Raw genomic sequence first — 24,667 nt, 5'->3', positions numbered from 1 at the left:
GTTTTCGGTCTCGTTTGCCTAGTCTTGTCCAATATCGGACGTGTCGTCTGCCTCAGGGGCCGGTTTGCCGACCCTCATGATTTCCCATTCTAATCTGATTCCCGACGTCTCGAACACCCTCTCAATGACCTCTTCGCCAAGTCCTTCCAGATCGGCTGCCGTCGCGCCCTCTGCGTTGACCAGAAAGTTCGGATGCTTGGGCGACATCTGCGCCCCGCCACGCGTCGCACCGCGCAGGCCCGCGTCGTCGATGACCTTCCAAGCTTTCAACTCGTGACTGTCATCCGCCGCCCCGGTAGATGAATACCCCGCAGGATTGCGAAACGTCGAACCCGCCGTGCGATCTTTTGTCGGCTGGGTCGCGTCGCGCTTGGCCAGTTGCGCCGCCATCTGCGCCTCCAGATCCGCAGGTGCGCCGGTTTCGGCCTCGAACACCGCCGACAGGATCACCGCGCCTTCGGGCAAATCCGACTGACGATAGCGAAAGTTCAACTCGTTGGGCCCCAACGTCACCACTTCGCCGGACCGCAACATGACGTCAGCGCTGACGAAATAATCCGCAACGTAAGCGCCGTAACACCCGGCGTTCATTCGCACCGCACCGCCGATGGCACCGGGGATCGTGCGCAGAAACGTCAGGTCCAGACCGGCTTCGGCCGCACGTTTCGCCACATGCGCATCCAGCGCTGCCGCCCCCGCGGTCACGCGATTGCCGTCTGTCTCGATCCCGCCAAACGCGCGTCCAAGCCGCACCACAACGCCATCAAGCCCACCATCGCGCACGATCAGGTTCGACCCGACCCCCATTGCGAACAGCGGTACATCAAGCGGAAGCGCCTTCAGGAACGCCGCCAAATCCGCGACATCCGCAGGCATGAACAACCACTCCGCCGGACCGCCCACACGCAACCAGGTCAGCGCCGACAGATCATAACCCGCCGTCAGCCGTCCGCGCACCGCTATATCGTTGATCGCCACCATGGGCGACCGCTACCAAAGAGCCGCGCGCGAGACAATCCGATTTGAAGCCACCCGACAAGGCGGTCGGCCCTAGCGGTTGAGTCGCCGCTTTCAAGCGCGCACCTTGCGTCACTGGACAATCTGCCGCACGTGGCAACCAACGGCGACAACGGCAATTCGGCATACAATTGTATGCAAATTGCGCGGCGCCGGCCCGAAAGCCGTTTCGCTAGAACACGGAAAAGACTACACAAATTCGTGATTAGTAAAGTACTTCACAACCAAAAAAGGAATTATCGAAATTCATTTACAAGAAAATTTAATCAACTCAGCCGAGATATTTCTGAATTTTACAAATTTCATTAACGTCTGAAACCAGGCGCTCTCCGCTTCAAGTCCCTGCGGATCAAGTTGGCGCCGACGGAGGAGGACATCATGACGACCCAAACACCATCCACGCAAGACGTGCAGAAATCACCGCATGTGACCGCTGACGACTACGCCCGGCTCTATGCCGCGTCGGTCAACGATCCCGACACGTTCTGGGCCGAACACGGCCAGCGTATCGACTGGATCAAACCCTTCACGAAGGTCAAAAACACCTCCTTCACTCCCGGCAACATCGACATCCGCTGGTTCGAAGACGGCGCCCTGAACGTCTCGGCCAACTGCATCGATCGCCATCTCGCGGAACGCGGCAACCAGACCGCGATCATCTGGGAGCCCGACGATCCGACCAAGGAAGACGCCCAACACATCACTTACGCCGATCTTCACCGCTCGGTCAGCAAGATGGCCAACGTCCTGAAAGACCTCGGCGTAGCACGCGGCGATCGCGTCATCATCTACCTCCCGATGATCCCCGAAGCCGCCTACGCCATGCTGGCCTGCACGCGCATTGGTGCGATCCACTCTATTGTTTTTGCTGGTTTCTCCCCGGACGCGCTTGGGGCGCGCATCAATGGCTGTGACGCCAAAGTCGTCATCACCGCAGATTACGCGCCCCGAGGCGGACGAGAAACGCCTCTTAAATCCAACACCGACACCGCCCTTCTGCACTGCAAGGAAGGCTTGAAATGTCTTGTGGTCAAGCGCACTGGCGGCCAGACCACATGGACCGACCGCGACTACGACTGCAACGCGCTGATGGCGGAAGCCTCCGACGACTGCCCTCCGCAGGAAATGAACGCCGAAGACCCGCTGTTCATCCTCTACACCTCCGGCTCGACCGGTCAGCCCAAAGGCGTCGTCCACACTACAGGCGGCTACCTCGTCTATGCGGCCATGACCCACGAGATCGTTTTTGACTATCACGAGGGCGATGTCTTCTGGTGCACCGCAGACGTCGGCTGGGTCACGGGACACAGCTATATCGTCTATGGCCCGCTCGCCAACGGCGCGACGACGATCATGTTCGAAGGCGTGCCGACCTTCCCCGACGCGGGCCGCTTCTGGGAAGTTTGCGCCAAGCACAAGGTAAACCAGTTCTACACCGCCCCGACCGCCATTCGCGCTCTTATGGGGGCTGGCAAGGAATGGGTCGAAAAGCACGATCTGTCCGACCTGCGCGTTCTCGGATCCGTGGGAGAGCCGATCAACCCGGAAGCCTGGAACTGGTACAACGAGGTCGTCGGCAAGGGAAACTGCCCCATCGTCGACACCTTCTGGCAGACCGAAACCGGCGGTCACATGCTGACCCCCTTGCCCGGCGCCACCAAGCTGAAACCGGGCGCTGCGCAACAGCCCTTCTTCGGCGTCCATCCCGTTGTTCTGGAACCCACCAGCGGCGAGGTCGTCGAAGGTAATGGCGTTGAAGGTGTGCTTTGTATCGCCGACAGCTGGCCCGGCCAGATGCGCACTGTCTGGGGCGATCACGAGCGTTTCGAGAAAACCTATTTCGGCGACTACAAAGGCTATTACTTCTCGGGCGACGGCTGTCGGCGCGACGAAGACGGCGACTACTGGATCACGGGGCGCGTCGATGACGTGATCAACGTCTCTGGTCACCGCATGGGCACTGCCGAGGTTGAAAGTGCGCTTGTCGCCCACGCCAAGGTCGCCGAAAGCGCCGTGGTGGGCTATCCGCACGATGTCAAAGGTCAAGGCATCTATGCCTACGTCACGCTGATGAACGGCGAGGAACCTTCCGACGCGCTGCGCAAGGAACTCGAAGTCTGGGTCCGCACCGAAATCGGCCCAATCGCCAAACCAGACCTGATCCAGTGGGCTCCGGGCCTGCCGAAAACCCGCTCGGGTAAGATCATGCGCCGCATCCTGCGCAAGATCGCCGAGGACGACTTCGGCGCACTCGGGGATACCTCGACACTGGCCGATCCATCCGTGGTGGACGATCTGATCGCCAATCGCATGAACCGGGCGGACGCGTGATGGACGGGACCATGGTAGAAAACACAAGTCCCATTCTCATCCTGCTTGGCCCCCCCGGGGCCGGCAAAGGCACTCAGGCCAGAATGCTGGAAGAGAAATTCGGCTTCATCCAGCTCTCCACCGGAGACCTTCTGCGCGCCGCCGTCGCCGCGGGCACCAAGGCGGGCAAAGCCGCCAAAGCGGTGATGGAAGCCGGTGATCTGGTCTCAGACGAGATCGTCACAGCCATCCTTGCTGACCGCCTGGGCGAACCGGACTGCGGCGCAGGCGTTATCCTCGATGGCTTCCCGCGTACTCTGGCGCAGGCCGAGGCGCTGGACGCAATCCTTCAAGTCAGCGGCCAGAAGATCAACGCCGCAATCAGCCTTGAAGTCGACGACAGCGCAATGGTCGAACGCATCTCGGGCCGTTTCACCTGCGGTGACTGCGGCGAAGGCTATCACGACAACTTCAAACCCACGGCGAAAACCGGCACCTGCGACAAGTGCGGAGGCACCGACATGAAACGCCGCGCCGACGACAACGCGGAAACCGTCGCGCAGCGTTTGCAAGCCTATCATGCGGAAACCGCTCCGCTGATCACCTACTACGACAACGCAGGCGTCCTTGCCCGCGTCACCGCCATCGGAGCGATCGACCAGATCGCCTCTGACCTGAGTTTCGTTGTGTCCAAAGCCACGGCGTAAGGCTCGAAGAAGATGGTCCTTTCGGGCCGCTGGGAACTACATAGAGGGAGGTTCACTCATGTCCCAAGACGATGAAAACAACGCCTATTGGAGTGCCAATGTGCGTCTTATTATGATCAACCTCGCGATCTGGGCGCTGGTCTCTTTCGGGTTTGGGATCGTCCTGCGCCCGCTGCTGTCCGGCATTTCCGTCGGCGGTACCGATCTTGGCTTCTGGTTCGCCCAGCAAGGCTCGATCCTGGTCTTCCTGGCGCTGATTTTCTTTTACGCCTGGCGGATGAACAAGCTCGACCAAGAGCACGGCGTGGACGAGGAATAAGAAAATGGATCAGTTTACTCTCAACCTGCTGTTTGTCGGCGCATCCTTCGCGCTCTACATCGGCATCGCGGTCTGGGCCCGGGCAGGGTCGACGGCCGAATTCTACGCTGCGGGTCGCGGCGTTCACCCGGTCACCAACGGTATGGCGACAGCGGCTGACTGGATGTCGGCAGCCTCGTTCATCTCGATGGCGGGCCTCATCGCCTTCACCGGCTATGACAACTCATCCTTCCTGATGGGCTGGACAGGCGGTTATGTGCTTCTGGCACTGCTTCTGGCACCTTACCTACGCAAGTTTGGCAAGTTCACAGTCTCCGAGTTCATCGGCGACCGGTTCTATTCGAAATCCGCGCGCATGGTGGCTGTGATCTGCCTTCTGGTGGCCTCCATCACCTATGTGATCGGTCAGATGCAGGGCGTGGGCATTGCCTTTGGTCGCTTCCTTGAGATCGACGCCTTCTGGGGTCTTCTCATCGGCTCCTGCGTTGTGTTCGCCTACGCCGTTTTCGGCGGCATGAAAGGCGTGACATACACACAGGTCGCGCAATATTGCGTGCTGATCACCGCCTACACGATCCCGGCGGTCTTCATCTCGCTGCAACTGACGGGCAACCCGATCCCGGCACTTGGCCTTTTTGGCGAGCATACGGCCTCCGGTGAACCACTTCTGGCGAAACTCGACCAGATCGTCACCGACCTTGGCTTTGCCGAATATACAGCCGCGCACGGCTCGACCATCAACATGGTGCTCTTCACCCTGTCCCTGATGATCGGCACCGCAGGTTTGCCCCACGTCATCATGCGCTTCTTTACGGTGCCAAAAGTGTCTGACGCCCGCTGGTCGGCTGGCTGGACGCTGGTGTTCATCGCCCTTCTTTACCTCACAGCCCCGGCTGTTGGTGCGATGGCGCGTCTGAACATCTCGGAACTGATGTGGCCAAACGGCACGGACGGCGAAGCGGTCAGCGTTCAGCAGATCGAAACCGATCCTGAATACGCCTGGATGGAAACCTGGCAGAAAACAGGTCTTCTCGGTTGGGAAGACAAGAACGGCGACGGCAAAATCCAGTACTACAACGATGCCAACGCCGATCTGCAAGCCAAGGCAGAAGCAAACGGTTGGGCCGGTAACGAGCTGACCAACTTCAACCGCGACATCCTCGTATTGGCCAACCCCGAAATCGCAAGCCTTCCCGGCTGGGTCATCGGTCTGGTCGCAGCGGGTGGTCTGGCAGCAGCGCTGTCCACAGCGGCTGGTCTGTTGCTGGCGATCTCGTCGGCGGTGAGCCATGACTTGCTGAAGGGTCAGCTGACCCCGAACATGTCAGAGAAATCGGAACTGCTCGCAGCCCGTATCTCGATGGCAGCCGCGATTGTGGTGGCCGTGATCCTGGGCCTCAACCCACCGGGCTTTGCAGCCCAGACGGTTGCTCTGGCCTTTGGTCTGGCGGCGGCTTCGATCTTCCCCGCACTGATGATGGGTATCTTCTCGACACGCATCAACAACTACGGTGCGGTGGCTGGTATGCTTGCAGGCCTCGTCGTGACGCTTCTGTATATCTTCCTGCACAAGGGCTGGTTCTTCATTCCGGACACCAATTCGTTCACGGATGCTGACCCGCTCCTTGGACCGATCAAGTCAACCTCGTTTGGTGCAATTGGTGCCGCGGTGAACTTCCTTGTGGCCTATGTCGTCGCCGGCATGACCAAGGAAACACCGCAGGAGATCAAGGACCTCGTCCAAAGCGTGCGCATCCCGCGTGGCTCTGGCGCCGCGGTCGAAGGTCACTAAGACCCCGCGCGGAGACCGCAGCCCCCCGGCTACGGTCTCCCGCCTTCAAATTCCGTCCTGCCCGCAGCATTGTGGGCAGGACTACTTCAACACAAAGGCCGACCTCATGCCCCTTCCGGGACCGCTGACCCAGTTTCTCGCCTCTGTGCACCCCTACGACAACCTGCCCGACACGGCGCTGGCCGCTTTGGCAGATAAGATTGACGCACGAACCTTTCCCACAGGTGAAACGGTTTTCACTATCGGCGATACCGTCACAAACCTCTATGTGATCGTCGAAGGCGAGGTCGAAATCACCGACGAAACCGGCGTCCAGCTTTCCCTCCTCGGCCCACGCAATTCCTTTGGTGAACGCGCACTTCTGCGCGGCGGAGAGGCCACCCGCACAGCCACCATTTCAAACAACGCCACGATGATCGTCGTGCCTTCGACGACGCTGTTCAAGTTGATCGGCACCCACGCCCCCGTCGCCCGCTTCTTCAATCGCCGCCACGACAAACGCGCCGACGGCAAAGACCTTACGACCATGCCGGTCGAAAAACTGATGAGCCGCGATCCCGTCACCTGTACTCCCGATACACCCATCCGCGAGGCGGCCAGGGAAATGCGCGATCGCCGGATTTCGTCCGTCTGCATCGCGGACGACGCCGCCTTTCGCGGCATCGTCACCCTGCGCGACATGAATGGCCGCGTGGTCGTCGAAGGCCACGACCCCGAGGCAGCCATTTCGACAATCATGACCGCCGCCCCCCTGACGCTTGGCCCCAAAGCGCTCGTGACGGACGTTTTGCACCTCATGGTCGAACGCGGCATCGGTCATATCCCCATCGTGGATGGCGCAAACCTCGTCGGCATCGTGACGCAAACCGACCTCACCCGCGCGCAAGCCATGTCCTCTGCCGATCTCGTGGGCCGCGTCGCGAAAGCGGCCAATGCGGAAGAAATGGCCCGCGCCACCGCTGATATCCCGCAACTGCTGGTGCAACTGGTCGAAACCGGCAACCGCCACGAGGTCGTCACCCGCCTCATCACCGACATCGCCGACGCCGCGACACGCCGCCTGCTGAAACTGGCCGAAGCCGAACTGGGGGCGCCTCCCGTGCCTTACCTCTGGCTGGCCTGCGGCAGTCAGGGGCGACAGGAACAAACCGGCGTCTCCGATCAGGACAACTGCCTGATCCTTTCCGATGACGTCAAAGACACCGACCTGCCCTACTTCGCGGAGCTCGCCAAATTCGTCAGCGAAGGCCTCGACACCTGCGGATATTTTTTCTGCCCCGGCGACATGATGGCAACCAACCCGCGCTGGTGCCAACCGCTCAAAGTCTGGCGCGACTACTTCCGCGGCTGGATCGCCAACCCCGACCCCGAAGCGCAAATGCTGGCCTCGGTCATGTTCGATCTGCGCCCTATCGGCGGCGACGAAACCCTGTTTGAAGACCTGCAATCAGACACGCTGAACCGCGCGACGAAGAACTCGATCTTCACCGCACACATGATCTCGAACTCTCTTAAACACCAACCGCCCCTTGGCCTTCTGCGCGGCCTCGCCACGATCCGTTCGGGCGATCACCGCAACCAGCTTGACCTCAAACACAACGGCGTCGTGCCGGTTGTCGACTTGGGGCGCGTCTACGCTCTCCAAGGCCAGCTTCGCGCCGTGAACACCCGCGCACGCCTCACCGCTGCTATTGACAAGGGCGTCGTCTCAAAATCCGGCGGCGCCGACCTTCTCGACGCCTACGACCTCATCGCCACCATGCGCCTTGAACACCAGACCGCCGAAATCAAAACCGGTCAGAAGCCAACGAACTACCTCGACCCGTCCGCACTTTCCGACTTCGAACGCAGTCACCTGCGCGATGCCTTCGTCGTGGTCAAAACCATGCAATCCGCAGTAGGTTCAGGCAAAGGAGCCTTAGGATAACCCCATGTTCATAGAACTGATCGCCACCGTCTTTGCCGGACTCGCCTGCGCCGGGATCGCCATGTTTCTCAACACGATCACTGGCAAACGCCTGCCCAAATGGATCTTGCCCGTCGCCGCGGGCCTCGGTATGCTCGGCATGACAATCTCCAATGAATACACATGGTTCGATCGCACCGCCGAGACGCTCCCGGAAGGCATCACCATCGCCATGACCGTCGACGAACAAAGCTGGGGCCGCCCCTGGACGCAACTTTGGCCCTACACGAAACGCTTTGTCGCCGTTGATACCGCCACCGCGCAAACCAACGAGAACCTGCCCGACCAACGCCTCGCCGACCTCTACTTCTTCGGTCGCTGGTCCCCGGTCAATCTCGCCGCGATGCTGTTTGACTGCACCGGCGGACGCTCGGCCCTCCTGATTGACGGAGCGACCTTTGCGACCGACGGCACCGTCACCGACGCCGACTGGCAACAAATGCCTGCGGGTGATCCGATCCTGAAACTGGTGTGCGAGACCTGAGCCATGCTAACCCGCCTGCCCCTGCGCCTGCGCATCTTCCTGTTTTTCTGCCTTCTGGCAGCAGGCGGGGCCGCGCTGGCGGCGGCGGCACTGGCCTTCGGATGGTCGCGCGCCAACGACACCCTGCCCCAAGCGCCGTTCATCACCACCTTCGTCATCTTCGTCTTCCTCAACACCGGACTCGCGCTGGCGGTGTGGCTACTGTTTGACGAAAACGTCGCCAAGCCCATCAACCGTCTCTCCGCCCACCTGCGCCTCTCCGCACATTCTGACGTCGAAACCCCCGTCGACGAAGACACCGCCCGCTACCTCGGGGACCTCGCCCCTGCCGCCGCCGCCCTGACCCAATCGGTCAGCACTTCCGTCATGGATACAGCGTCAAAAGTCGCCCGCGAAACCCAACGCCTGCGCAGCGAAAGCGAACGCCTGACCAAGCTTCTGACCGAAATCCCCATCGCCACCCTGCTCCTAAATCCGTCGGACGAAATCGTGCTCTACGACGGCCAGGCCGCAGGCGTCCTGTCCCAGATAGCACCGCCACGCCTCAAAGCGCCCCTCTCGGACTACTTCGACCTGACAGGCTACCTGGCAGCCAAAAACACTCTCACCAAAACTTCCGGCGAGGTTCCCTTCAAACTGACTGACACCGACGGCAAAAACACCTTCGCCGCCCGCCTCAAAGCCCTTGGAACCGACGGCCACATGGTCTTCATCGAACCCACGCCCGACCAAATCCAGCCTCATGCCCCACGTCCGCTTGTCTTCGACTTCGACCTGATGAACACCGCGGAAACCCGCGAGATCAAGGACACGCCCCTGTCGGACCTCTGCTTTGTCCCCTTCGACACCGAAACCACCGGACTTTCCGTTGAAACCGATGCCATCGTTCAAATCGGCGCGGTCCGCGTGCTGAACGGGCGGATCGTCGAAGGCGAACGCCTCGACACCTACATCAATCCCGGCCGCCCGATCCCACCGGCCTCAACCCGGATCCACAAAGTCACCGACGACCACGTCAAAGGCGCTCCCGACATCGCCACGGCGGGCCGCGCCCTGCATCACTTCGCCCGAAATGCCGTCCTCGTCGCGCACAATGCTCCCTTTGACATCGGCCTACTGCGTCGGTTCCAAGCGGAAATGGACGTGGACTGGACACACCCGGTTCTGGACACGGTGCTTTTGTCCGCCGTCGTCTTCGGCACAAACGACGACCACTCGCTTGACGCACTGGCGAACCGCCTGAACATCGCCATCTCTGAAGACGATCGCCATACTGCCATAGGTGACGCAAAGGCGACCGCCGAAGTGCTGGTGAAACTGCTGCCGCTTCTTCAGGGCAAAGGCATTCTGACCTTCGGTGCGCTGATCGAACAAACCCAGAAGCATGGGCGCCTGCTGCACGATCTGAATTCCTGACCTAAGCCCCGACCTGGCCGCGCCCCAGACCTTTCAGCCAGCGTAGAAAGAATACAACCGGCCAGCGCAGGATCGACATCGCGGCCAAGAGCACCAAAAAACCGATCCAGATGCCGTTTTCCCAGAAAACAAACCCCAAAAGCGGCACGCCAAAGGTCATCAGCACATAGGCCGCGGGCCAATGCTTTTTCTTGGACGGAAACATCGCGATTACATTCGCCAGAATGCACCACAAACAGGCCAGCATCAGGGATGACGTCATTGTGCAACTTCCTTGGGCGCGCGCACCTTGTGCCAGATATGCCAAAGCGGTCGGCGAAACATCGACACGAAGGCAAAGGTGCCCAATGCCACCCAGAGCCAGCCATGCTCGACCCCGATCCAGCCGATCAGCACGGGTGCTGAAATTAGCAGAACGATGCCTGGCGGAAATTGGCGGCGCATCGGAAGTGTTGCGACGAGTGTCGCCAAAATCACCCAAACCGCGCCTGCAATCAGTGAAAATCTCATGTTTCTCTCCTGTTACGCGCGTCAATTAATGGATGAACAAGGCATGAATTGGGCGAACGGGCGCACCGACGCGAAACCGACGTCAAACCGACGTTATACCGACACGGCCTTTTCGAGTGATTTCAAACTGTTAACCATCGCGCGCTGTCTTTGGTGTGGACGTCGGTGTCCCGCCCAGGCAAAATAACGACTTGCGTCAAAACAACGACAGTTGATCCCCGGCCTGCGGTGGCGGTCGAAACAGGTCCGTTCGCAATGGCGCGACGTCGCCGAACAGCCCCAACCTCCTGCAGGCAAGCGCAAAACGGTGCGCGATCAACTCGGCATATGTGCCCGTCCCGCGCATCCGCTTGCCCCATTCGGCGTCATATTCGCGCCCGTCATGCGCTTCGCGCACCCGCGCCATTACTTTCGCAGCCTTGTTCGGAAACGCCGCCTGAAGCCACTCCTTGAACAGGGGCGCGACCTCCAGAGGCAGGCGCAGCATCACCCAGTTTGCCGCATAGGCCCCGGCCTCACTCCCCGCTTCCAACAGCGATTCCAACTCATGATCCGTCAGTCCCGGAATGATCGGAGCGCATTGAATTCGCACGGGAATTCCCGCGTCCGCCAAACGTCGGATCGTTTCCAGCCGACGCTTTGGAGACGGCACGCGCGGCTCCATGGCCCTTGAGACCTGCGCGTCCAAAGTCGTCACCGAAATGCCAACCCGCACCAGATTGCGCGACGCCATTTCGCTCAGAATATCGATATCCCGCTCGATCAGCGTGCCCTTGGTGACAATGCCCACGGGATGATTGAAATCGCGCAGCACTTCCAGACAGCGCCGCATGATTTGCTGTTCTTTTTCAATTGGTTGATAAGGATCAGTGTTCGTCCCGATCGCCATAACGGCAACGTTGTAGGACTTTGCTCGAAGCTCTCTGGCCAGCAAGTCCGGCGCATCAGGCCGCGCAATCAGGCGCGTTTCGAAATCCAAACCCGGGGACAGCCCAAGATAGGCATGCGTCGGGCGCGCAAAGCAGTAAATGCACCCGTGTTCGCACCCGCGATATGGATTGATCGAGCGATCGAACGGCACGTCCGGCGACGTGTTGCGTGTAATGATTTTCCTTGGAATTTCGAGACTTACGTCGGTGCGAACCGTTGGCAGGTCCTCGTCGATATCCCAACCATCATCTACCCGATCCCGGTCCAGCCGTTCGAATCGGCTGACGCGGTTGCTTAAGGCAGCGCGACCACGCGCATCGGGGTCAGGTGTATGGGCGTTTCTAGGCATGTCCGCATATAGGAACAAATGAAGAACTTTATCAATCTCGAAAACATGCCGCCACGTCACACTTGCGTGCCCCTACGTCCCCTAATGCCTAGATTTCGCCAAATCCTGGGGAGGAGAAATTAACAATGAAATCAGTTCTTTCGGCACTCGCCGTTGCAATTGCGCTGCCTGCGTCCGCAGACACGCTCGGCCCATATACGGATCTTTTAGTATTTGGCGATAGCCTTAGTGATGGCGGAAATATCGCCGCGGCCACCGGCGGCATAACGCCTGTTCCGCTGTTTTATCCAAACGGCCAGTTCACAAACGGCGATACCTGGGCCACCACATTGGGCGCAGCACCATCGCTCAGCACATTCGGTGGGACGAATTTTGCCTTTGGCGGAGCCACAGCCGCTACGTCGGGTCCGAACCAAGACGGGTTCGATATTCCGGATTTCGCAGACCAACGTGCGCTGTATCGGGCCGCCATTGACGGCTCGGCACTCTAGCTTGGGGACAATACTTTGGCGACAATATGGTTTGGTGGCAATGACTTGCGCGTCCTTCTTGATCCTGAAAATGCCGCACTTGATCCTGTTGCAATGATCTCGAATGTGATCACGCAGATCGTGGTCGGGGTTAATGATCTTGCGACAACCGGATTGAGCGAATTCCTTGTTTTTGGCCTGCCCGATCTCGGCCTGATCCCAAGCGTCGTGAACAGTCCCGAAGCCTCGTTCGGGGCAACATTCCTATCCTCGACGTTCAACCAGAACCTCGGGGCGACGCTTGAGTCGCTCTATGGAAACGACCTCACTCCAAACGTGCAATTCTTTGATACCCAAGGCTTTTTGGCCGAACTTCTGGAGGATACCGATAAACTTGGGATCACCAACCTCACTGACGCATGCATCGTGGCCGACAATGAGGAAACGGTAGACGTCAACGAGTTCTTCTTTTGTGGCCCCGATCAGGACAGCTACGCGTTCTTCGATGGCCTGCATCCCACGCAAAAGATCCATCTGGCGCTTGCAAATGCTGTCACCGACTTCGTGACCCCGGTTCCGCTTCCGGGCGGCCTCAGTCTCGCTTTGGGCGGTCTGGTCGTGCTCGGAGGCCTCGCCAGACGACGCAAAGTCGCGAGCGCCTAAGTTTTCGTCGTAATTCGGCGTTTATTGTTTGCTGGTATTGTCTTAAGTCTGGCGCATACGGGCGAGGAGTAACGTTCATGTCGGACCAAGAAGACGAAATCGTACTGAGCGAACTGGATGACAGCGAACTTGTGCTGCAAATGTTCGACGACCTTTATGACGGCCTCAGAGAAGAGATCGAAGAAGGCGTGAACATCCTCCTGGAACGCGGCTGGGAACCCTACCGCGTTCTGACCGAGGCCCTCGTCGGCGGCATGACAATCGTCGGAAATGACTTCCGGGATGGCATCCTCTTTGTTCCAGAAGTTCTTCTGGCTGCCAATGCCATGAAGGGCGGAATGGCGATCCTGAAACCGCTTTTGGCCGAAACCGGCGCGCCTCGCATGGGCAAGATGGTGATCGGCACGGTAAAGGGCGATATCCACGACATCGGCAAAAACCTTGTGTCGATGATGATGGAAGGCGCCGGTTTCGAGGTTGTGGATCTTGGCATCAACAACGCCGTCGAATCTTACCTTGAAGCGATGGAAGCCGAAGGGCCCGATATTCTTGGCATGTCGGCACTTTTGACCACGACCATGCCTTACATGAAGGTCGTGATCGATACGATGGTCGCGCAGGGCATTCGCGACGACTACATCGTTCTGGTCGGGGGCGCCCCGCTGAACGAAGAGTTCGGCAAGGCCATCGGTGCGGATGCCTATTGCCGCGACGCAGCCGTCGCAGTTGAGACAGCAAAGGCCTATATGGCACGCAAACACAACCAAATGGCGGCCGGCTAACGCGCCGTTTTCCTGCAATTGTGTTAGGCTGCGGACATGACCGATTTGCCTGATGATAACACGCTCACCCACAAGGGTCTGGATCCGGCTCAGAAAGGCCGCGTGCTGGTGCTTGCCTGTGGAGCACTTGCGCGTGAAATCCTTGCCATTACAAAGGGTAACGGGTTCGATCATATCGATCTTCAATGCCTGCCCGCGATCCTGCACAATCACCCCGAACGCATTGTCCCCGCCGTGACCAAGGCTGTGGACCAACACCGCGATCACTACGACACGATCTTCCTCGCCTATGCGGATTGCGGCACCGGCGGACAGCTTCAAGCCGCCGCCGAACAGCTTGGGATCACAATGCTTGCCGGTCCGCACTGTTATGCGTTCTTTGAAGGCACCGATGGCTTCGTTGCCCGCGCAGGCGAGGAATTCACCGCCTTCTACCTGACCGACTTTCTGGTGCGCCAATTCGATGCTTTCGTGTGGGAACCCCTGGGCCTGGATCGCCACCCGCAACTCCGAGACACCTACTTCGGGCATTACGAAAAGCTCGTCTATCAGGCGCAAACCGACGACCCTTCACTGACCGCATTGGCCATGGATGCCGCCGCCCGGCTTGGCTTGCCGTTTGAACGCCGCTTCACTGGCTATGGCGACCTTCATACGGCTTTGAGCGAATTTCGATCCGGCCCCTAACCCATTGTTAACCCTGACCATGGCAAGGAATGCACATGGTTCAGGCGATCCGATATTTCATTCTTGCAGCAGTTGTTTTCATGCTTGTCGCGGCCAATGCGGCGCATGTCTCGGCGGGAACGGTCGATCCCTGGTTTGACACCTCACAGGCGCGTCCTGTCATCCTGCACGACGTCAATTCCCCCGCCTATGACGAACTGCTTGGTATACTGAGCAGTCACTTCATCAGCAGCGGCAGCTTCGGGGCGTTTCCGCGCGCTGTGGACCTGCTGTTTCAAGGCGTCCTGCTGCTGGGTGGTTTGCTTGTCTGCCTGCGCCGTCGGGCCGTCAGCAGGCCTTACGCGCCGCTTGCAGCATGGCTGGCGAGCGCGCGAATTCTCTCGATCATCGCGCGTAACCCGTTTGAGCGTTGGGCCGACAAATGGTCGTTCAGCCCCAGACGGCCAAGTTCGGCAGCGGCATCGACCTTAAGGACATCGGACACCGTCAATCCACTGAAAAGGGCGTGCAGGACGGCAATGAGGCCTCGTACGATCATTGCATCGCTTTCGCCGCGAAACCGGAATACGGCGTTCGAACCGGTGCCTTCGATCTCGGGCAGCAACCACACCTGACTAGCGCATCCATCCACCTTGGTGGCAGGCACCCGAAACGCCTCTTCCAGTGGTGGCATCGCTTTGCCCATGTCGATCACATGGCGATAGCGATCCTCCCAGTCCTCTAGAAACTCAAAAGTCTCGGCGATGTCTTCAAATGCTTCGGTGGCCATGATGTCCTCGTGGATTGCCTCTCCGATCTAGGTTGCGAAAGTGTAAAGGTCCAGTCAGTCGGACTTTTCTTGTGCGTTCGTTTCCGGTAGCACAAGGCATCCGGGCTGGAACGGGACGCGCCGCATGACATTTTCGAAAAGCACTGCACTGATCGCATCACTCCTCGCGCTTGCCGCCTGCGGCGGAGGCGATAGTGGTTCCGGTCTCTTTGGCTGGCTGACGCAGGAAGAGCCCGTGGAAATGCTCAACGAAGTCGAATTCGCTGTGGTCAGGGATCAGCGCCCTCTGGTCGCAAGCGTCGAATCGCTGGTGATTGAACGTCTGCCAGGTGGCATTATCGTGCGTGCGACCGGCTTGCCGCCGATGCAGGGTTGGTACGACGCGCAACTGGTGCGTGAAGCCAATGCCGCCGCCGGCCCTGGCGTCCTTGTCTATTCGTTCCGCGCCCGCCCACCCGAGACGCCGACCCGCGTCTCGACCCAGCAGTCACGCGAACTGATCGTGGGCACTTATCTGTCGGACCTTGAACTGGCCGGTATCACGAGCATACGTGTCCTCGCCGCTGGTAATGCAAGGACAGTTGGCCGCTGATCACTTTCCCGCCAGAGGCAGCCCCGCTGCGCCAAATCGCCGGTCTTGTGATCGGACTGGTCGGTGCAATTGTGGCCAGCCAACTGGGAATACCGCTCCCCTGGATGCTTGGACCCATTCTTTTGGTAACGCTTGCGGCCGTTCTTGGAGCCAACCTTCAGGCTCCCATACTGCTGCGCAAACTATTGCTGCCCATCCTGGGTGTTATGCTTGGGTCCGGCTTTTCACCGGCTCTGTTCGGGCAGGCCACAAGCTGGCTGTTCACCATCGCGATCCTGCCGGTTTATATCGCCTGCGCCTTTGGACTGGCATTCATGGTTTACCGCAGGGTTGGCCGCTATGATGTTGTCACGGCTTATTTTTCATCCGCTCCGGGCGGCTTGAACGATATGATGATGATCGGCGCAGAAGCCGGCGGGATCGAGCGGCGGATCGCTCTGGCCCATGCCAGCCGCATTTTGGTGATCGTCGGATTTGTGTCGTTCTTCTTCGCGGTTGTGCTGGATGTCAGAGCCACCGGCGATGCGCGGATTTACGTGACCTTTGCCGACGTCGCTTTGAGCGATCTGGCGCTGCTGGCTGCCTGCGCTGTCATCGGCGCATGGATCGGCCCGAGCTTAAGACTCCCCGCACCGCAAATCCTCGGCCCCATGCTGTTGTCCGCAATTGTACACCTTGTCGACCTGACCTCCGCGCCCCCACCAACGATTGCCGTCAACACCGCACAATTGGTGATGGGAACGGTCGTCGGATGCCGCTTTCTCGGCGTGCCGGCGCGCGAGATTGCCAGGGATATCGCTTTGGCTGCATTGGCATCGGGCCTGATGCTGGTCGTGGCGTTTTCGACCGCGGTGATTGTGGTCAGAGTGACAGGCGCAGGTTTTGGCCAGTCGTTCCTGACCTTTGCGCCCGGAGGGTTGCCCGAGATGAGCCTTCTGTCACTCGCAATGGGGGCGGACGTGGCTTATGTCGTGACGGTCCATATCCTCAGGATCACGCTGGTGATTGCCGTCGCGCCCCTTGTTTTCAAAGCCCTGCGCGCACGCGTCTAGAGTTCGAAAACTTCGACGGACTGACCATTGGCTCGCAGGGCCAACCGACCTTCGCACAGCAACAAGGCGTCCTTGCCAAAAGCCTTGTGACGCCAACCGTTCAGGGATTTTGCTTCGCGACGCCCGGCAGCGATCTCATCAAGATCAGCAGAGGTTGCGATCAGCTTTTGCGCGACCCCCAGTTGCTCGGACTTTGCCTTCAGCAAGACACGCAACAGATCCGCCAAAGCCGGATTGACCTGCATCTTGTCGCGCGAGCGGTCAGGTTTCGGTTGATTTTCCGCCGGCGTCTGCATTCCGATCTTCACGGCGTTCAGGATGCCGTCGGCGATCTCGCCTTTGCGCGCTTCGCGTAGCAGCAAACGGGACCTGTTCAGATCCTCGTAGGATGCAGGCTTGGTCGAGGCAAGTTCAAGCAGAGCATCGTCTTTGATGACCCGGCTGCGCGGGATGTTCCTCGTTTGCGCGTAAACCTCGCGAAACTTCGCCAACTCACGAACCACTGACAAAAAGCGACCCGAATTGGTGCGTGTCTTGACCCGCTTCCAGGCCTCGTCCGGATCGACAACATAGGTCGCCGGGTCTGCAAGGACGCCCAGCTCTTCCTCGACCCAGTCTAGCCGCCCGGACTTGTCCAACTCAGCCGCCAGAAACTCGTAGATCACACGCAGATGCGTGACATCCGCCAAGGCATATGTCTTTTGAGCATCGGTTAAGGGGCGACGTGACCAATCCGTGAAACGCGAGGATTTGTCCAATGGCGCATGGGCGATCTTGCGGACCAGAGTTTCATAACCGACCTGTTCGCCAAAACCTGCAACCATCGCTGCAACCTGGGTATCAAACAATGGCTTGGGAATAACCCCGCCTTCAATGAAGAATATTTCAAGGTCCTGTCTTGCTGCGTGGAATACTTTGACGACAGCCTCGTTGCGAAAAAGCTCATAAAGAGGGTCGAAGCTCATGCCACTGACCAGCGGATCGACCAGCACGGCGTCTTCCTCAGCTTCTCCGGGTATGGCCAACTGGATCAGGCAAAGTTTCGAATAATATGTGCGTTCGCGGAGGAACTCGGTATCGACAGTCACATATGGGGCGGATGCGGCGCGCTTGCAGAATGTCGCGAGCTCTTCGGTCGTTGTGAGGGTGAGCATTTAGCTGAGTTTGTCCTTTGTGCGGGCCGTTTTCAGTTGATAGGGCTTTCGGCGGCGGTGGACAAGACGATCGGCCTGCGGTCCCCTTCGGCGAAACGGCGCAGGACAGCCGGATAGAGGCGATGCTCCTCGATCAGCACCCGCGCTGCCAGCGTTTCAGACGTATCCCCCTCAAGGATGGGCACACGCGCCTGTCCAAGGATCGGCCCTCCGTCAAGAACATCGGTGACTTCATGCACGCTGCAACCGGCTTCCTTGTCCCCGGCTTGGATCGCGCGGGCATGGGTATTCAGGCCCGGATATTTAGGCAGTAATGACGGGTGAATGTTCAGGATCCGTCCGGCCCAGCGATCTACGAAAACCGGAGTGAGAACACGCATGAAGCCTGCAAGGCAAATGATGTCCGGGTCCCCGCGCTCCAAAACCGCGTTAAGCTCCGCTTCAAAGGCCTCGCGGTCCTTTGGGAAATCACGATGATCGACGACAGCCGTCGGAATGCCGAGTGCTGCGGCCTTTGCAAGTCCGCCCGCGTCAGGCCGATTGGACAGAACCAACACCGGACGCGCCGGGTGGTCGCCGGTCATGTCGCCCACCAACGTCATCATATTCGATCCGCCGCCCGAAATCAGGACAGCGCAGCGTTTCATGACAGTTCGCCCCGATAAGTCACGCCCTCGCCGTCGACGACACGCCCGATGACCATCATGTCGTGACCATCCTGAGCGAAAGCTGAGGTGGCGACATCAAGCTTGTCTTCCGGCACGGCCGCGACCATCCCGATCCCGCAGTTGAAGGTCTTTAAAAGTTCAGGCATCGCAATACCGCCCTGACCGGCCAGCCATTGAAAGACCGGAGGCAAATTCCAGGCGGATAAGTCAACTTCCGCGCCCAGACCTTCAGGCAGCATCCGCGGCAGGTTCTCGGTCAAACCGCCCCCTGTGATGTGCGCAAGTCCGTGCAGCACGCCACCCTCGGCAATTGCTGTAACAGCGCCTTTGACATAAATCCGTGTGGGTCTCAGAAGATCTTCGCCTAGGCTGGTATCGGAATATGGGCTTGGCGAGTCCCAACCCAGTCCGCTTTGCTCGACAACACGGCGCACCAGCGAATACCCATTGGAATGCACGCCGTCGCTGGCCAAGCCCAAAAGAACATCGCCTTTCGCCACACCGGCAGGCAACGTATGCCCGCGCTCCATTGCACCGACGGCAAAGCCCGCCAGATCAAAGTCGCCACCTGAGTACATTCCGGGCATTTCCGCCGTTTCACCACCGATCAACGCGCAACCTGCACGCGTGCAGCCCGACGCGATACCTTCGATGACACGCGTGGCATGATCCACGTCCAGTTTCCCGGTCGCAAAATAATCAAGGAAGAACAGAGGTTCAGCCCCCTGACAGACCAGATCGTTCACACACATCGCGACCAGATCAATTCCGACACCGTCCACGATCCCGGTATCAATCGCGATCTTCAGTTTCGTGCCCACTCCGTCTGTTGCGGCGACGAGGACCGGATCGGTGAAACCGGCAGCTTTGAGATCAAATAAAGCTCCAAAGCCGCCCAGCCCTGACATCGTGCCCGCACGCGCGGTGCGCTTGGCCGCGGGCTTGATGCGCTCCACCAAAGTGTTTCCGGCATCAATATCGACACCCGCTTCAGCATAGGTCAGCCCGTTCTTGGTCATTGCGATCTTTTCCTTCAACGTTCGAGGTGCGATACCGGATCACGAGGCAGCTGTCCACGGCCCTGCCAAGCCTTCTTGACCGGGCCGTGACGTCTGATATTGCCACAGATGGCGGGCCTGTAGCTCAATTGGTTAGAGCAGAGCGCTCATAACGCTTTGGTTGGGGGTTCGAGTCCCTCCGGGCCTACCATCCGCCAAACCAGCTATGTAGAGATAAGACCGGCTTTGCGCTTTTCAGAAATACACTAACGCGGCAAAACGATTGCGGCGCGCAGACCACCAAGTTCCGGACTTTGAGATAACTCAATGGTGCCGCCATGCTGACGCGCGATATCACCGGCAATGGCCAACCCCAACCCGACACCCGAGCCGGCGTCCTGATTGCGCGATTGGTCAAGCCGCGTAAAGGGCTTCAACGCCGCTTCGCGTAGTTCAGGCGGGATTCCCGGACCATCGTCGTCCACGGTCACCGAAACCGCGTGCTCTGATGCACTCAAACCGACACGCGCGGTCTTGCCATAGCGCACAGCATTTCCGATCAGGTTTCCAATTGCGCGATCGAATGCGGGCGCGCGCAACGTGATTGGTTCGGTTTTCTCGATGACTCCCACTTCCACGTTCCCGCCACCGCGAACCGCTTTTTCAACAGCCGCATGAATGAGAGGCGTCGGATCGATGCGCTCGGGCTCCCCAAGCGACTCGCTGCGTGCGAAATCCAGAAAAGCATCGAGCATCGCCTGCATTTCATCGACGTCTCGGACCATTTCGTCCCGTTCGGGGCCATCATACATGCCTAGCGCAAGGCGCATACGCGTGAGCGGCGTGCGCAGGTCATGGCTGACGCCCGACACAAGCAGCGTGCGCTGTTCAATCTGACGTTCTATCCTGTCGCGCATCTGAATGAAGGCTTGCCCTGCCTGCCGAACTTCTGCGGCACCGGCAGGCCTGTAAGGTACCGATCGCCCTTTCCCGAAAGCCGAGGCCGCAGCCGCAAGTCGTCTGATTGGTCGGACTTGGCCGCGCAAATACAAAAGCGCGATGAAAATCATCAACATCGATGTAATGCCGATCAAAACGAGGAACTGATGCGGGTTTCGTGCAGACACCCTCGTGCGCGGAACCTCCAGCAAAAGAGCGCCATGGATCGACGTCAGCGCGACCAGCGCCGAGCCCTCTTGAGACAAAAAGTCGATCGCACCAACATCTTCGTTTCGCGCGCGCAGCGTCGCGACCACAACGCGCCCCGACAGATCGAAGCTGGCCCTTTGATCCACTAATTCCTCGTCAAGGAAAGACACGCTCAGAGCAAGTGGAACCGCAATCGCACGCGCGGCGGATATCGCTTCGTCGGGTGTGGCGGCCTCGTTTGCTTGCGACAGCAAAAGAGTAATCTCGTTTGCGACGCTTTCGGTCATTTGCCGTGTGACGTTCTCGTAGAGTCGCTGAATAAAGACGATAGACATGACCAGCAGGATGGTCCCCACTGGCACCAGCAAAATCAACGTCGCGCGTCCGAACAGCGAGCGCGGCATAAACCGCTTGAGAAACGTTCCAATCATTCTGAAAGCCTAAGCATGCATAGCAATGAAGCGAAAGTGCCGATGAGCCGTCCCGATGTTGGAATTCCGGTTTATGTGGCAGCGGGCGTTCAAGTCATTTTGGCTCCAAATCCAGGTGCGATGACCCATTGGGGCACGAACAGCTATATTGTTGGCAACAAATCCGTCGCAGTCGTCGACCCTGGCCCAGCTGATGCAAGTCATCTTGCAGCCTTGATGAAGGCCATTGGAGCCCGCGAGGTTTCCCACATTCTTGTCACCCACGCACACGCGGACCACAGCGCCGGCGCCGCGGCGCTTTCGAACAAGACAGGGGCGCCGGTTGTCGGATTTGGATTGCCGGACGAAGGCCGACGGAAAGTAATGCAGCATTTGGCAGAAGCCGGTGACCTTGGCGGCGGAGAAGGTCTGGATGCCGGATTTTCACCGGACCAACTTGTCCGGGACGGTGACCTCATAGACGGCGCGGACTGGAGCATCGAAGTGCTTCACTTGCCCGGGCACTTCGCAGGTCATCTTGGTTTTCAGTTCGGCGAGACTTTGTTCTCGGGTGATCACGTGATGGATTGGTCTTCCTCGATTGTCTCTCCTCCCGACGGGCATATCGGTGATTTTCTGGCTAGCTGTCACAAGGTCATTAGGCGCAATCCCTCGCGTTGCCTAACCGGACACGGAGCGCCGTTGCCCGCACCGCGCGGGCGCCTTGAATGGCTTGTCGAACACAGACTTGCGCGGGAAGCTCAGATACTGGACGCCCTCGCGGAGACAGGCCTGACCGCCCAGCAGATCGTATCGCGGGTGTATTCAGACATTCCGGAAACCGTTCGCCCCGCAGCCGCACGCAATGTCCTAGCCCACTTGATTGACCTTTGGGAGCGTTCGCTGATTGAGGCGATACCGCACATCCACCAGAACGCGGTATTTCGGCTGATATAGCTTCGAAGGAGCCCATTGAAGTTTCTGCCATTCACCCACTGGACGCGCACGAATTGCATTGCTATATCGCGCCAGTGTTCCGGCGTAGCTCAGCGGTAGAGCAGTTGACTGTTAATCAATTGGTCGTAGGTTCGATCCCTACCGCCGGAGCCAAAGAATTCAAGGGCTTGGCATCTAGAATGCTGAGCCCAATTTTCTTTGGACGCATATTAGGCACATACCGCCGGGAACTATGGCCGATGCGATGACTTCACGTATCTCTTTTATCTTTTCAGCCGCAATTGTTGGCTTCTTCTTGTTGTTTCGGGTCGCAAGCCCCATTTCGATAGATACCGCGTATATGATCGATACGACGTTTCTCGCAAATCTTGGATGGAGAGGTGTCAACGGATTATCGCCCGTCTTGGACTATTGGCATTTTTACGGCGGGTTTACCGAAGCAAATCTGACACTTGCTTTTCAACTTTTCGGCGTTTCGATGAAATCTGTCGACTTCGCCTTTGCATTAATTTTCTCGGAAGCGGCCGCCCTACTCGCACTTCTCAGCGTGAAGCGCTTGTCCTGCACGAGCTTTTGGCTTCTTCTCGCGATATCGGCGACGATAATTCTGGGCCCGATCAGTATCGAGGACGGCTATCTTCCCTATACGAACCATAGCTTTGTTTACAATCACTTCGCGATGATAGTGATAATTGCAGTCTCGATCTTCGCAATCAATTCAAGATCAGAATACGCATCTCTGGATATTCTATCGAGTTTGATTGTCGGTATGACACTGCTAATTCTGGCTCTCACGAAACCCACATTTCTTGTTGTTGCACCCTTCGCGGTGGCCGCGTGTGCCATTCGGAAGGACCTTCGTGCGGCCGCACTGATTGTGCTCGGCTTCGTCTTAGCACTAGTGTTTCTCGACCCATGGGCAGTTCGCTTTAGAGGTTCTCTCAACGAAATCATGCTTATGGGGCAAATCGAGCGAGCTGGCGGGTTGCACGGCCGCATGCAACACACGCTGCTGACGTTAATCGCACACGCTGGATACTTAGTTGTTCTTGGCTATTTCCTCTGGTTGTTTGCCAAAGGCAAAACAATGCGGACTGCATCGTTCTTCGCATCCATATTTCTGTGTGCGGCTGCCTTCGGCGCAGCGACACTCAGTATGAATGGGCGACCCGACCTCATGATGCTTCCGATGATCATCCTTCTTTTGACCATTCTATCCGATCGTCTCAAGAACCAAACCCATAGGTCACTTGGATATTTTTCTGCTACCGTGATGGGTGCGGTATTGATCCTGCCGGCGGCATACCACTCCGGAAAGACGTGGCTACGCATGAATGAAGCGAAATTGAGCCAACTGATTACAGAAGGGCCTCTTGCGAACTACGTTGTTTTAGAGCCCGCAACGCCCTCGGAGCTTCCGTCACATGTCGTATTCGAGGTGCGGTTGGAGACCGCCGTTTCTGAGGCTGCGAAAAGACTGAAATCCGGAGGGCAAATTCGAGCCAGAGATCCTTATGTAGTGCTGGCTGACGGTGTCCACCTTCTCAACCAGATATCCGACGTTTCGAACTATGGCATAATCACTCGGGGAAGCACATTTGATTTTACGGTTCCCATGACATCGAGACCGGTGCCTAGCTTCCCTGTTTGGCCGCTTCAGAGATCGACAAGCCTTCTGGACGTCTCAGAAGTGGATATCATTATGTCCGTAAGATACTACACGGCTCCAGATCACTTGTCTCCAGAGGCAACTGCAATTATCGCGCAAGAATTCCGCACCTGTAGGGAGTCCACGTTCTTCATACTCTCTGTGCGACGCTCAAATATGGACGTACCCTGCAACTGAATAGATTTGCTAGAGTTAAATGCTCTAGCGATATTATGCTTAATCAATTAAAATTCTCGGAACTGCTAGCGACCCGCGGCTCTAAAACTCCTCCATTTTTGTGTAGAGTCCGCTCAACAAAAAGACGGACAATTGCACGCAAGATTTTACAGGTAATTACATGATATTGATGGTCAAGTAACAGATGACTGGCTAGAAGACTGATGATGTTGTCATGCTCCCAATTGAGCGGGCCAGATTAGGTAGTTTAATTCAGGTTTTGGCCTCCCTTGACCTGTCTGGCCTTAAATTTCTGGACCATCTCTGACCGGTTAGCATATTCCGCTGACGGCTTGCCAGCGAGGCTGAAATCTGGGGGTTTTTGGTTGAAGCTGATTTGTGACGGCGCAACCAGATTAAGGGCATCGCGCAGGCAATCAATCAGCTTTTCATTGGGACATGTTTCTTTTTTGCACCGCTTTGCTGCACTGCTATCCTGACGAAGCGGCCAGCGACAATGGTCGCGAGTTGACATCGAACGCGACGCTAAAGCTCCCAAAACACCGAAGAACCGAATGGCAGTACATTGTGCCGAAAAACCCACGGATAACGGTTTCGTCGAGATCTTCGCAGAAGCCTCCTTCATAATCTATCTACTTCGTCGGAGAACAGTATCCCGCCTAAAGCGGGG

24 protein-coding genes, 2 tRNA genes and 1 pseudogene are annotated in these 24,667 nt (G+C 58.2%); 16 read left to right on the top strand and 11 right to left on the bottom strand.

What is annotated here, in order from left to right; genetic code table 11:
- Positions 1 to 18: 18 nt before the first annotated feature.
- The gene (murB, locus tag BOA8489_RS00820) at positions 19 to 981 is read right to left on the bottom strand and encodes a UDP-N-acetylmuramate dehydrogenase (RefSeq protein WP_093972083.1); all 963 of its coding nucleotides are present in this window, start codon (positions 979 to 981) and stop codon (positions 19 to 21) included.
- A 414-nt stretch (positions 982 to 1,395) separates the two neighbouring features.
- On the opposite strand from murB, the gene acs reads away from it, so the two are divergent.
- The 7 genes from acs (at position 1,396) to BOA8489_RS00785 (ending at position 10,011) form a co-directional block, all read left to right on the top strand.
- Complete coding sequence (gene acs, locus BOA8489_RS00815) at positions 1,396 to 3,348, top strand: acetate--CoA ligase (RefSeq protein WP_093972466.1); 1,953 nt, start codon at positions 1,396 to 1,398, stop codon at positions 3,346 to 3,348.
- A complete protein-coding gene (locus tag BOA8489_RS00810) occupies positions 3,348 to 4,034 on the top strand; it encodes an adenylate kinase (protein WP_176440165.1) in 687 nt (228 codons plus the stop codon). Before acs ends, BOA8489_RS00810 begins: the two co-directional genes overlap by 1 nt.
- A 58-nt stretch (positions 4,035 to 4,092) precedes the next feature.
- Positions 4,093 to 4,353, top strand: coding sequence for a DUF4212 domain-containing protein (locus tag BOA8489_RS00805; RefSeq protein WP_093972082.1), 261 nt, complete (start codon positions 4,093 to 4,095; stop codon positions 4,351 to 4,353).
- 4 nt (positions 4,354 to 4,357) lie between these two features.
- The gene (locus tag BOA8489_RS00800) at positions 4,358 to 6,145 is read left to right on the top strand and encodes a sodium:solute symporter family protein (protein ID WP_093972081.1); all 1,788 of its coding nucleotides are present in this window, start codon (positions 4,358 to 4,360) and stop codon (positions 6,143 to 6,145) included.
- Positions 6,146 to 6,251: 106 nt separating this feature from the next.
- Positions 6,252 to 8,072 carry a DUF294 nucleotidyltransferase-like domain-containing protein gene (locus BOA8489_RS00795; protein WP_093972080.1) on the top strand — a complete coding sequence of 607 codons (1,821 nt, stop codon included), beginning with the start codon at positions 6,252 to 6,254 and terminating at the stop codon, positions 8,070 to 8,072.
- A gap of 4 nt (positions 8,073 to 8,076) precedes the next feature.
- Entirely contained in the window at positions 8,077 to 8,595 is a 519-nt protein-coding gene (locus BOA8489_RS00790; protein ID WP_093972079.1) for a hypothetical protein, read from the top strand.
- Between the two features lie 3 nt (positions 8,596 to 8,598).
- Entirely contained in the window at positions 8,599 to 10,011 is a 1,413-nt protein-coding gene (locus BOA8489_RS00785; protein ID WP_093972078.1) for a 3'-5' exonuclease, read from the top strand.
- A gap of 1 nt (position 10,012) precedes the next feature.
- Here the strand turns inward: BOA8489_RS00785 and BOA8489_RS00780 are convergent, their stop codons facing one another.
- From BOA8489_RS00780 to BOA8489_RS00770, 3 genes are all read right to left on the bottom strand, one after another.
- Positions 10,013 to 10,273: a DUF2484 family protein gene (locus tag BOA8489_RS00780; protein WP_093972077.1), complete on the bottom strand. Its 261-nt coding sequence runs from the start codon at positions 10,271 to 10,273 to the stop codon at positions 10,013 to 10,015.
- Complete coding sequence (locus BOA8489_RS00775) at positions 10,270 to 10,521, bottom strand: DUF2484 family protein (protein WP_093972076.1); 252 nt, start codon at positions 10,519 to 10,521, stop codon at positions 10,270 to 10,272. Before BOA8489_RS00775 ends, BOA8489_RS00780 begins: the two co-directional genes overlap by 4 nt.
- Before the next feature lie 196 nt (positions 10,522 to 10,717).
- The gene (locus BOA8489_RS00770) at positions 10,718 to 11,800 is read right to left on the bottom strand and encodes a PA0069 family radical SAM protein (RefSeq protein ID WP_093972464.1); all 1,083 of its coding nucleotides are present in this window, start codon (positions 11,798 to 11,800) and stop codon (positions 10,718 to 10,720) included.
- A 125-nt stretch (positions 11,801 to 11,925) separates the two neighbouring features.
- Here BOA8489_RS00770 and BOA8489_RS20690 point away from each other — a divergent pair.
- The 3 genes and pseudogenes from BOA8489_RS20690 to BOA8489_RS00750 all read left to right on the top strand — a co-directional run bounded on the left by BOA8489_RS20690 (position 11,926) and on the right by BOA8489_RS00750 (position 14,402).
- Positions 11,926 to 12,933: pseudogene (locus tag BOA8489_RS20690) on the top strand (SGNH/GDSL hydrolase family protein).
- A gap of 77 nt (positions 12,934 to 13,010) precedes the next feature.
- The gene (locus tag BOA8489_RS00755; protein ID WP_093972073.1) at positions 13,011 to 13,715 is read left to right on the top strand and encodes a cobalamin B12-binding domain-containing protein; all 705 of its coding nucleotides are present in this window, start codon (positions 13,011 to 13,013) and stop codon (positions 13,713 to 13,715) included.
- Positions 13,716 to 13,751: 36 nt separating this feature from the next.
- On the top strand, positions 13,752 to 14,402 hold the full coding sequence (locus tag BOA8489_RS00750) for a DUF1638 domain-containing protein (protein WP_093972072.1): 651 nt from the start codon (positions 13,752 to 13,754) through the stop codon (positions 14,400 to 14,402).
- A 143-nt stretch (positions 14,403 to 14,545) separates the two neighbouring features.
- On the opposite strand, the gene BOA8489_RS20895 is transcribed toward BOA8489_RS00750, so the two are convergent.
- Together BOA8489_RS20895 and BOA8489_RS00745 are read right to left on the bottom strand one after the other, a co-directional pair.
- A complete protein-coding gene (locus BOA8489_RS20895; protein ID WP_281256155.1) occupies positions 14,546 to 14,680 on the bottom strand; it encodes a hypothetical protein in 135 nt (44 codons plus the stop codon).
- A 59-nt stretch (positions 14,681 to 14,739) separates the two neighbouring features.
- On the bottom strand, positions 14,740 to 15,171 hold the full coding sequence (locus tag BOA8489_RS00745; protein ID WP_093972071.1) for a SufE family protein: 432 nt from the start codon (positions 15,169 to 15,171) through the stop codon (positions 14,740 to 14,742).
- Between the two features lie 124 nt (positions 15,172 to 15,295).
- Here BOA8489_RS00745 and BOA8489_RS00740 point away from each other — a divergent pair, with 124 nt between their 5' ends.
- Both BOA8489_RS00740 and BOA8489_RS00735 read left to right on the top strand, forming a co-directional pair.
- Positions 15,296 to 15,763 carry a hypothetical protein gene (locus BOA8489_RS00740; protein WP_093972070.1) on the top strand — a complete coding sequence of 156 codons (468 nt, stop codon included), beginning with the start codon at positions 15,296 to 15,298 and terminating at the stop codon, positions 15,761 to 15,763.
- Between the two features lie 71 nt (positions 15,764 to 15,834).
- On the top strand, positions 15,835 to 16,815 hold the full coding sequence (locus tag BOA8489_RS00735) for an AbrB family transcriptional regulator (RefSeq protein WP_245813616.1): 981 nt from the start codon (positions 15,835 to 15,837) through the stop codon (positions 16,813 to 16,815).
- Here the strand turns inward: BOA8489_RS00735 and rnd are convergent.
- From rnd to purM, 3 genes are read right to left on the bottom strand one after another with little or no spacing between them, the layout of a single operon-like run.
- Positions 16,812 to 17,969 carry a ribonuclease D gene (gene rnd / locus BOA8489_RS00730; RefSeq protein ID WP_093972069.1) on the bottom strand — a complete coding sequence of 386 codons (1,158 nt, stop codon included), beginning with the start codon at positions 17,967 to 17,969 and terminating at the stop codon, positions 16,812 to 16,814. The two genes, BOA8489_RS00735 and rnd, sit on opposite strands and share 4 nt — an antisense overlap.
- A gap of 32 nt (positions 17,970 to 18,001) precedes the next feature.
- The gene (gene purN / locus BOA8489_RS00725; protein WP_093972068.1) at positions 18,002 to 18,616 is read right to left on the bottom strand and encodes a phosphoribosylglycinamide formyltransferase; all 615 of its coding nucleotides are present in this window, start codon (positions 18,614 to 18,616) and stop codon (positions 18,002 to 18,004) included.
- Positions 18,613 to 19,662, bottom strand: coding sequence for a phosphoribosylformylglycinamidine cyclo-ligase (purM, locus tag BOA8489_RS00720; RefSeq protein WP_093972462.1), 1,050 nt, complete (start codon positions 19,660 to 19,662; stop codon positions 18,613 to 18,615). Before purM ends, purN begins: the two co-directional genes overlap by 4 nt.
- A gap of 107 nt (positions 19,663 to 19,769) precedes the next feature.
- Here purM and BOA8489_RS00715 point away from each other — a divergent pair.
- Positions 19,770 to 19,846: transfer RNA gene (locus BOA8489_RS00715), tRNA-Ile, on the top strand.
- A 55-nt stretch (positions 19,847 to 19,901) separates the two neighbouring features.
- On the opposite strand, the gene BOA8489_RS00710 is transcribed toward BOA8489_RS00715, so the two are convergent.
- Positions 19,902 to 21,215, bottom strand: a complete 1,314-nt coding sequence (locus BOA8489_RS00710) for an ATP-binding protein (protein WP_093972067.1) — start codon at positions 21,213 to 21,215, stop codon at positions 19,902 to 19,904.
- 15 nt (positions 21,216 to 21,230) lie between these two features.
- On the opposite strand from BOA8489_RS00710, the gene BOA8489_RS00705 reads away from it, so the two are divergent.
- The 3 genes from BOA8489_RS00705 (at position 21,231) to BOA8489_RS00695 (ending at position 23,997) form a co-directional block, all read left to right on the top strand.
- A complete protein-coding gene (locus tag BOA8489_RS00705) occupies positions 21,231 to 22,151 on the top strand; it encodes an MBL fold metallo-hydrolase (protein ID WP_093972066.1) in 921 nt (306 codons plus the stop codon).
- A 78-nt stretch (positions 22,152 to 22,229) separates the two neighbouring features.
- Positions 22,230 to 22,304, top strand: a tRNA-Asn gene (locus BOA8489_RS00700).
- Positions 22,305 to 22,383: 79 nt separating this feature from the next.
- Complete coding sequence (locus BOA8489_RS00695) at positions 22,384 to 23,997, top strand: hypothetical protein (RefSeq protein WP_093972065.1); 1,614 nt, start codon at positions 22,384 to 22,386, stop codon at positions 23,995 to 23,997.
- A gap of 247 nt (positions 23,998 to 24,244) precedes the next feature.
- On the opposite strand, the gene BOA8489_RS21020 is transcribed toward BOA8489_RS00695, so the two are convergent.
- A complete protein-coding gene (locus BOA8489_RS21020) occupies positions 24,245 to 24,622 on the bottom strand; it encodes a hypothetical protein (protein ID WP_093972064.1) in 378 nt (125 codons plus the stop codon).
- Positions 24,623 to 24,667: the final 45 nt, after the last annotated feature.

The organism is Boseongicola aestuarii, from assembly GCF_900184815.1.
GTDB lineage: Bacteria > Pseudomonadota > Alphaproteobacteria > Rhodobacterales > Rhodobacteraceae > Boseongicola > Boseongicola aestuarii.
The sequence above is the reverse complement of the archived record's forward strand: the minus strand, read 5'-3'. Positions and strand labels throughout refer to the sequence as shown.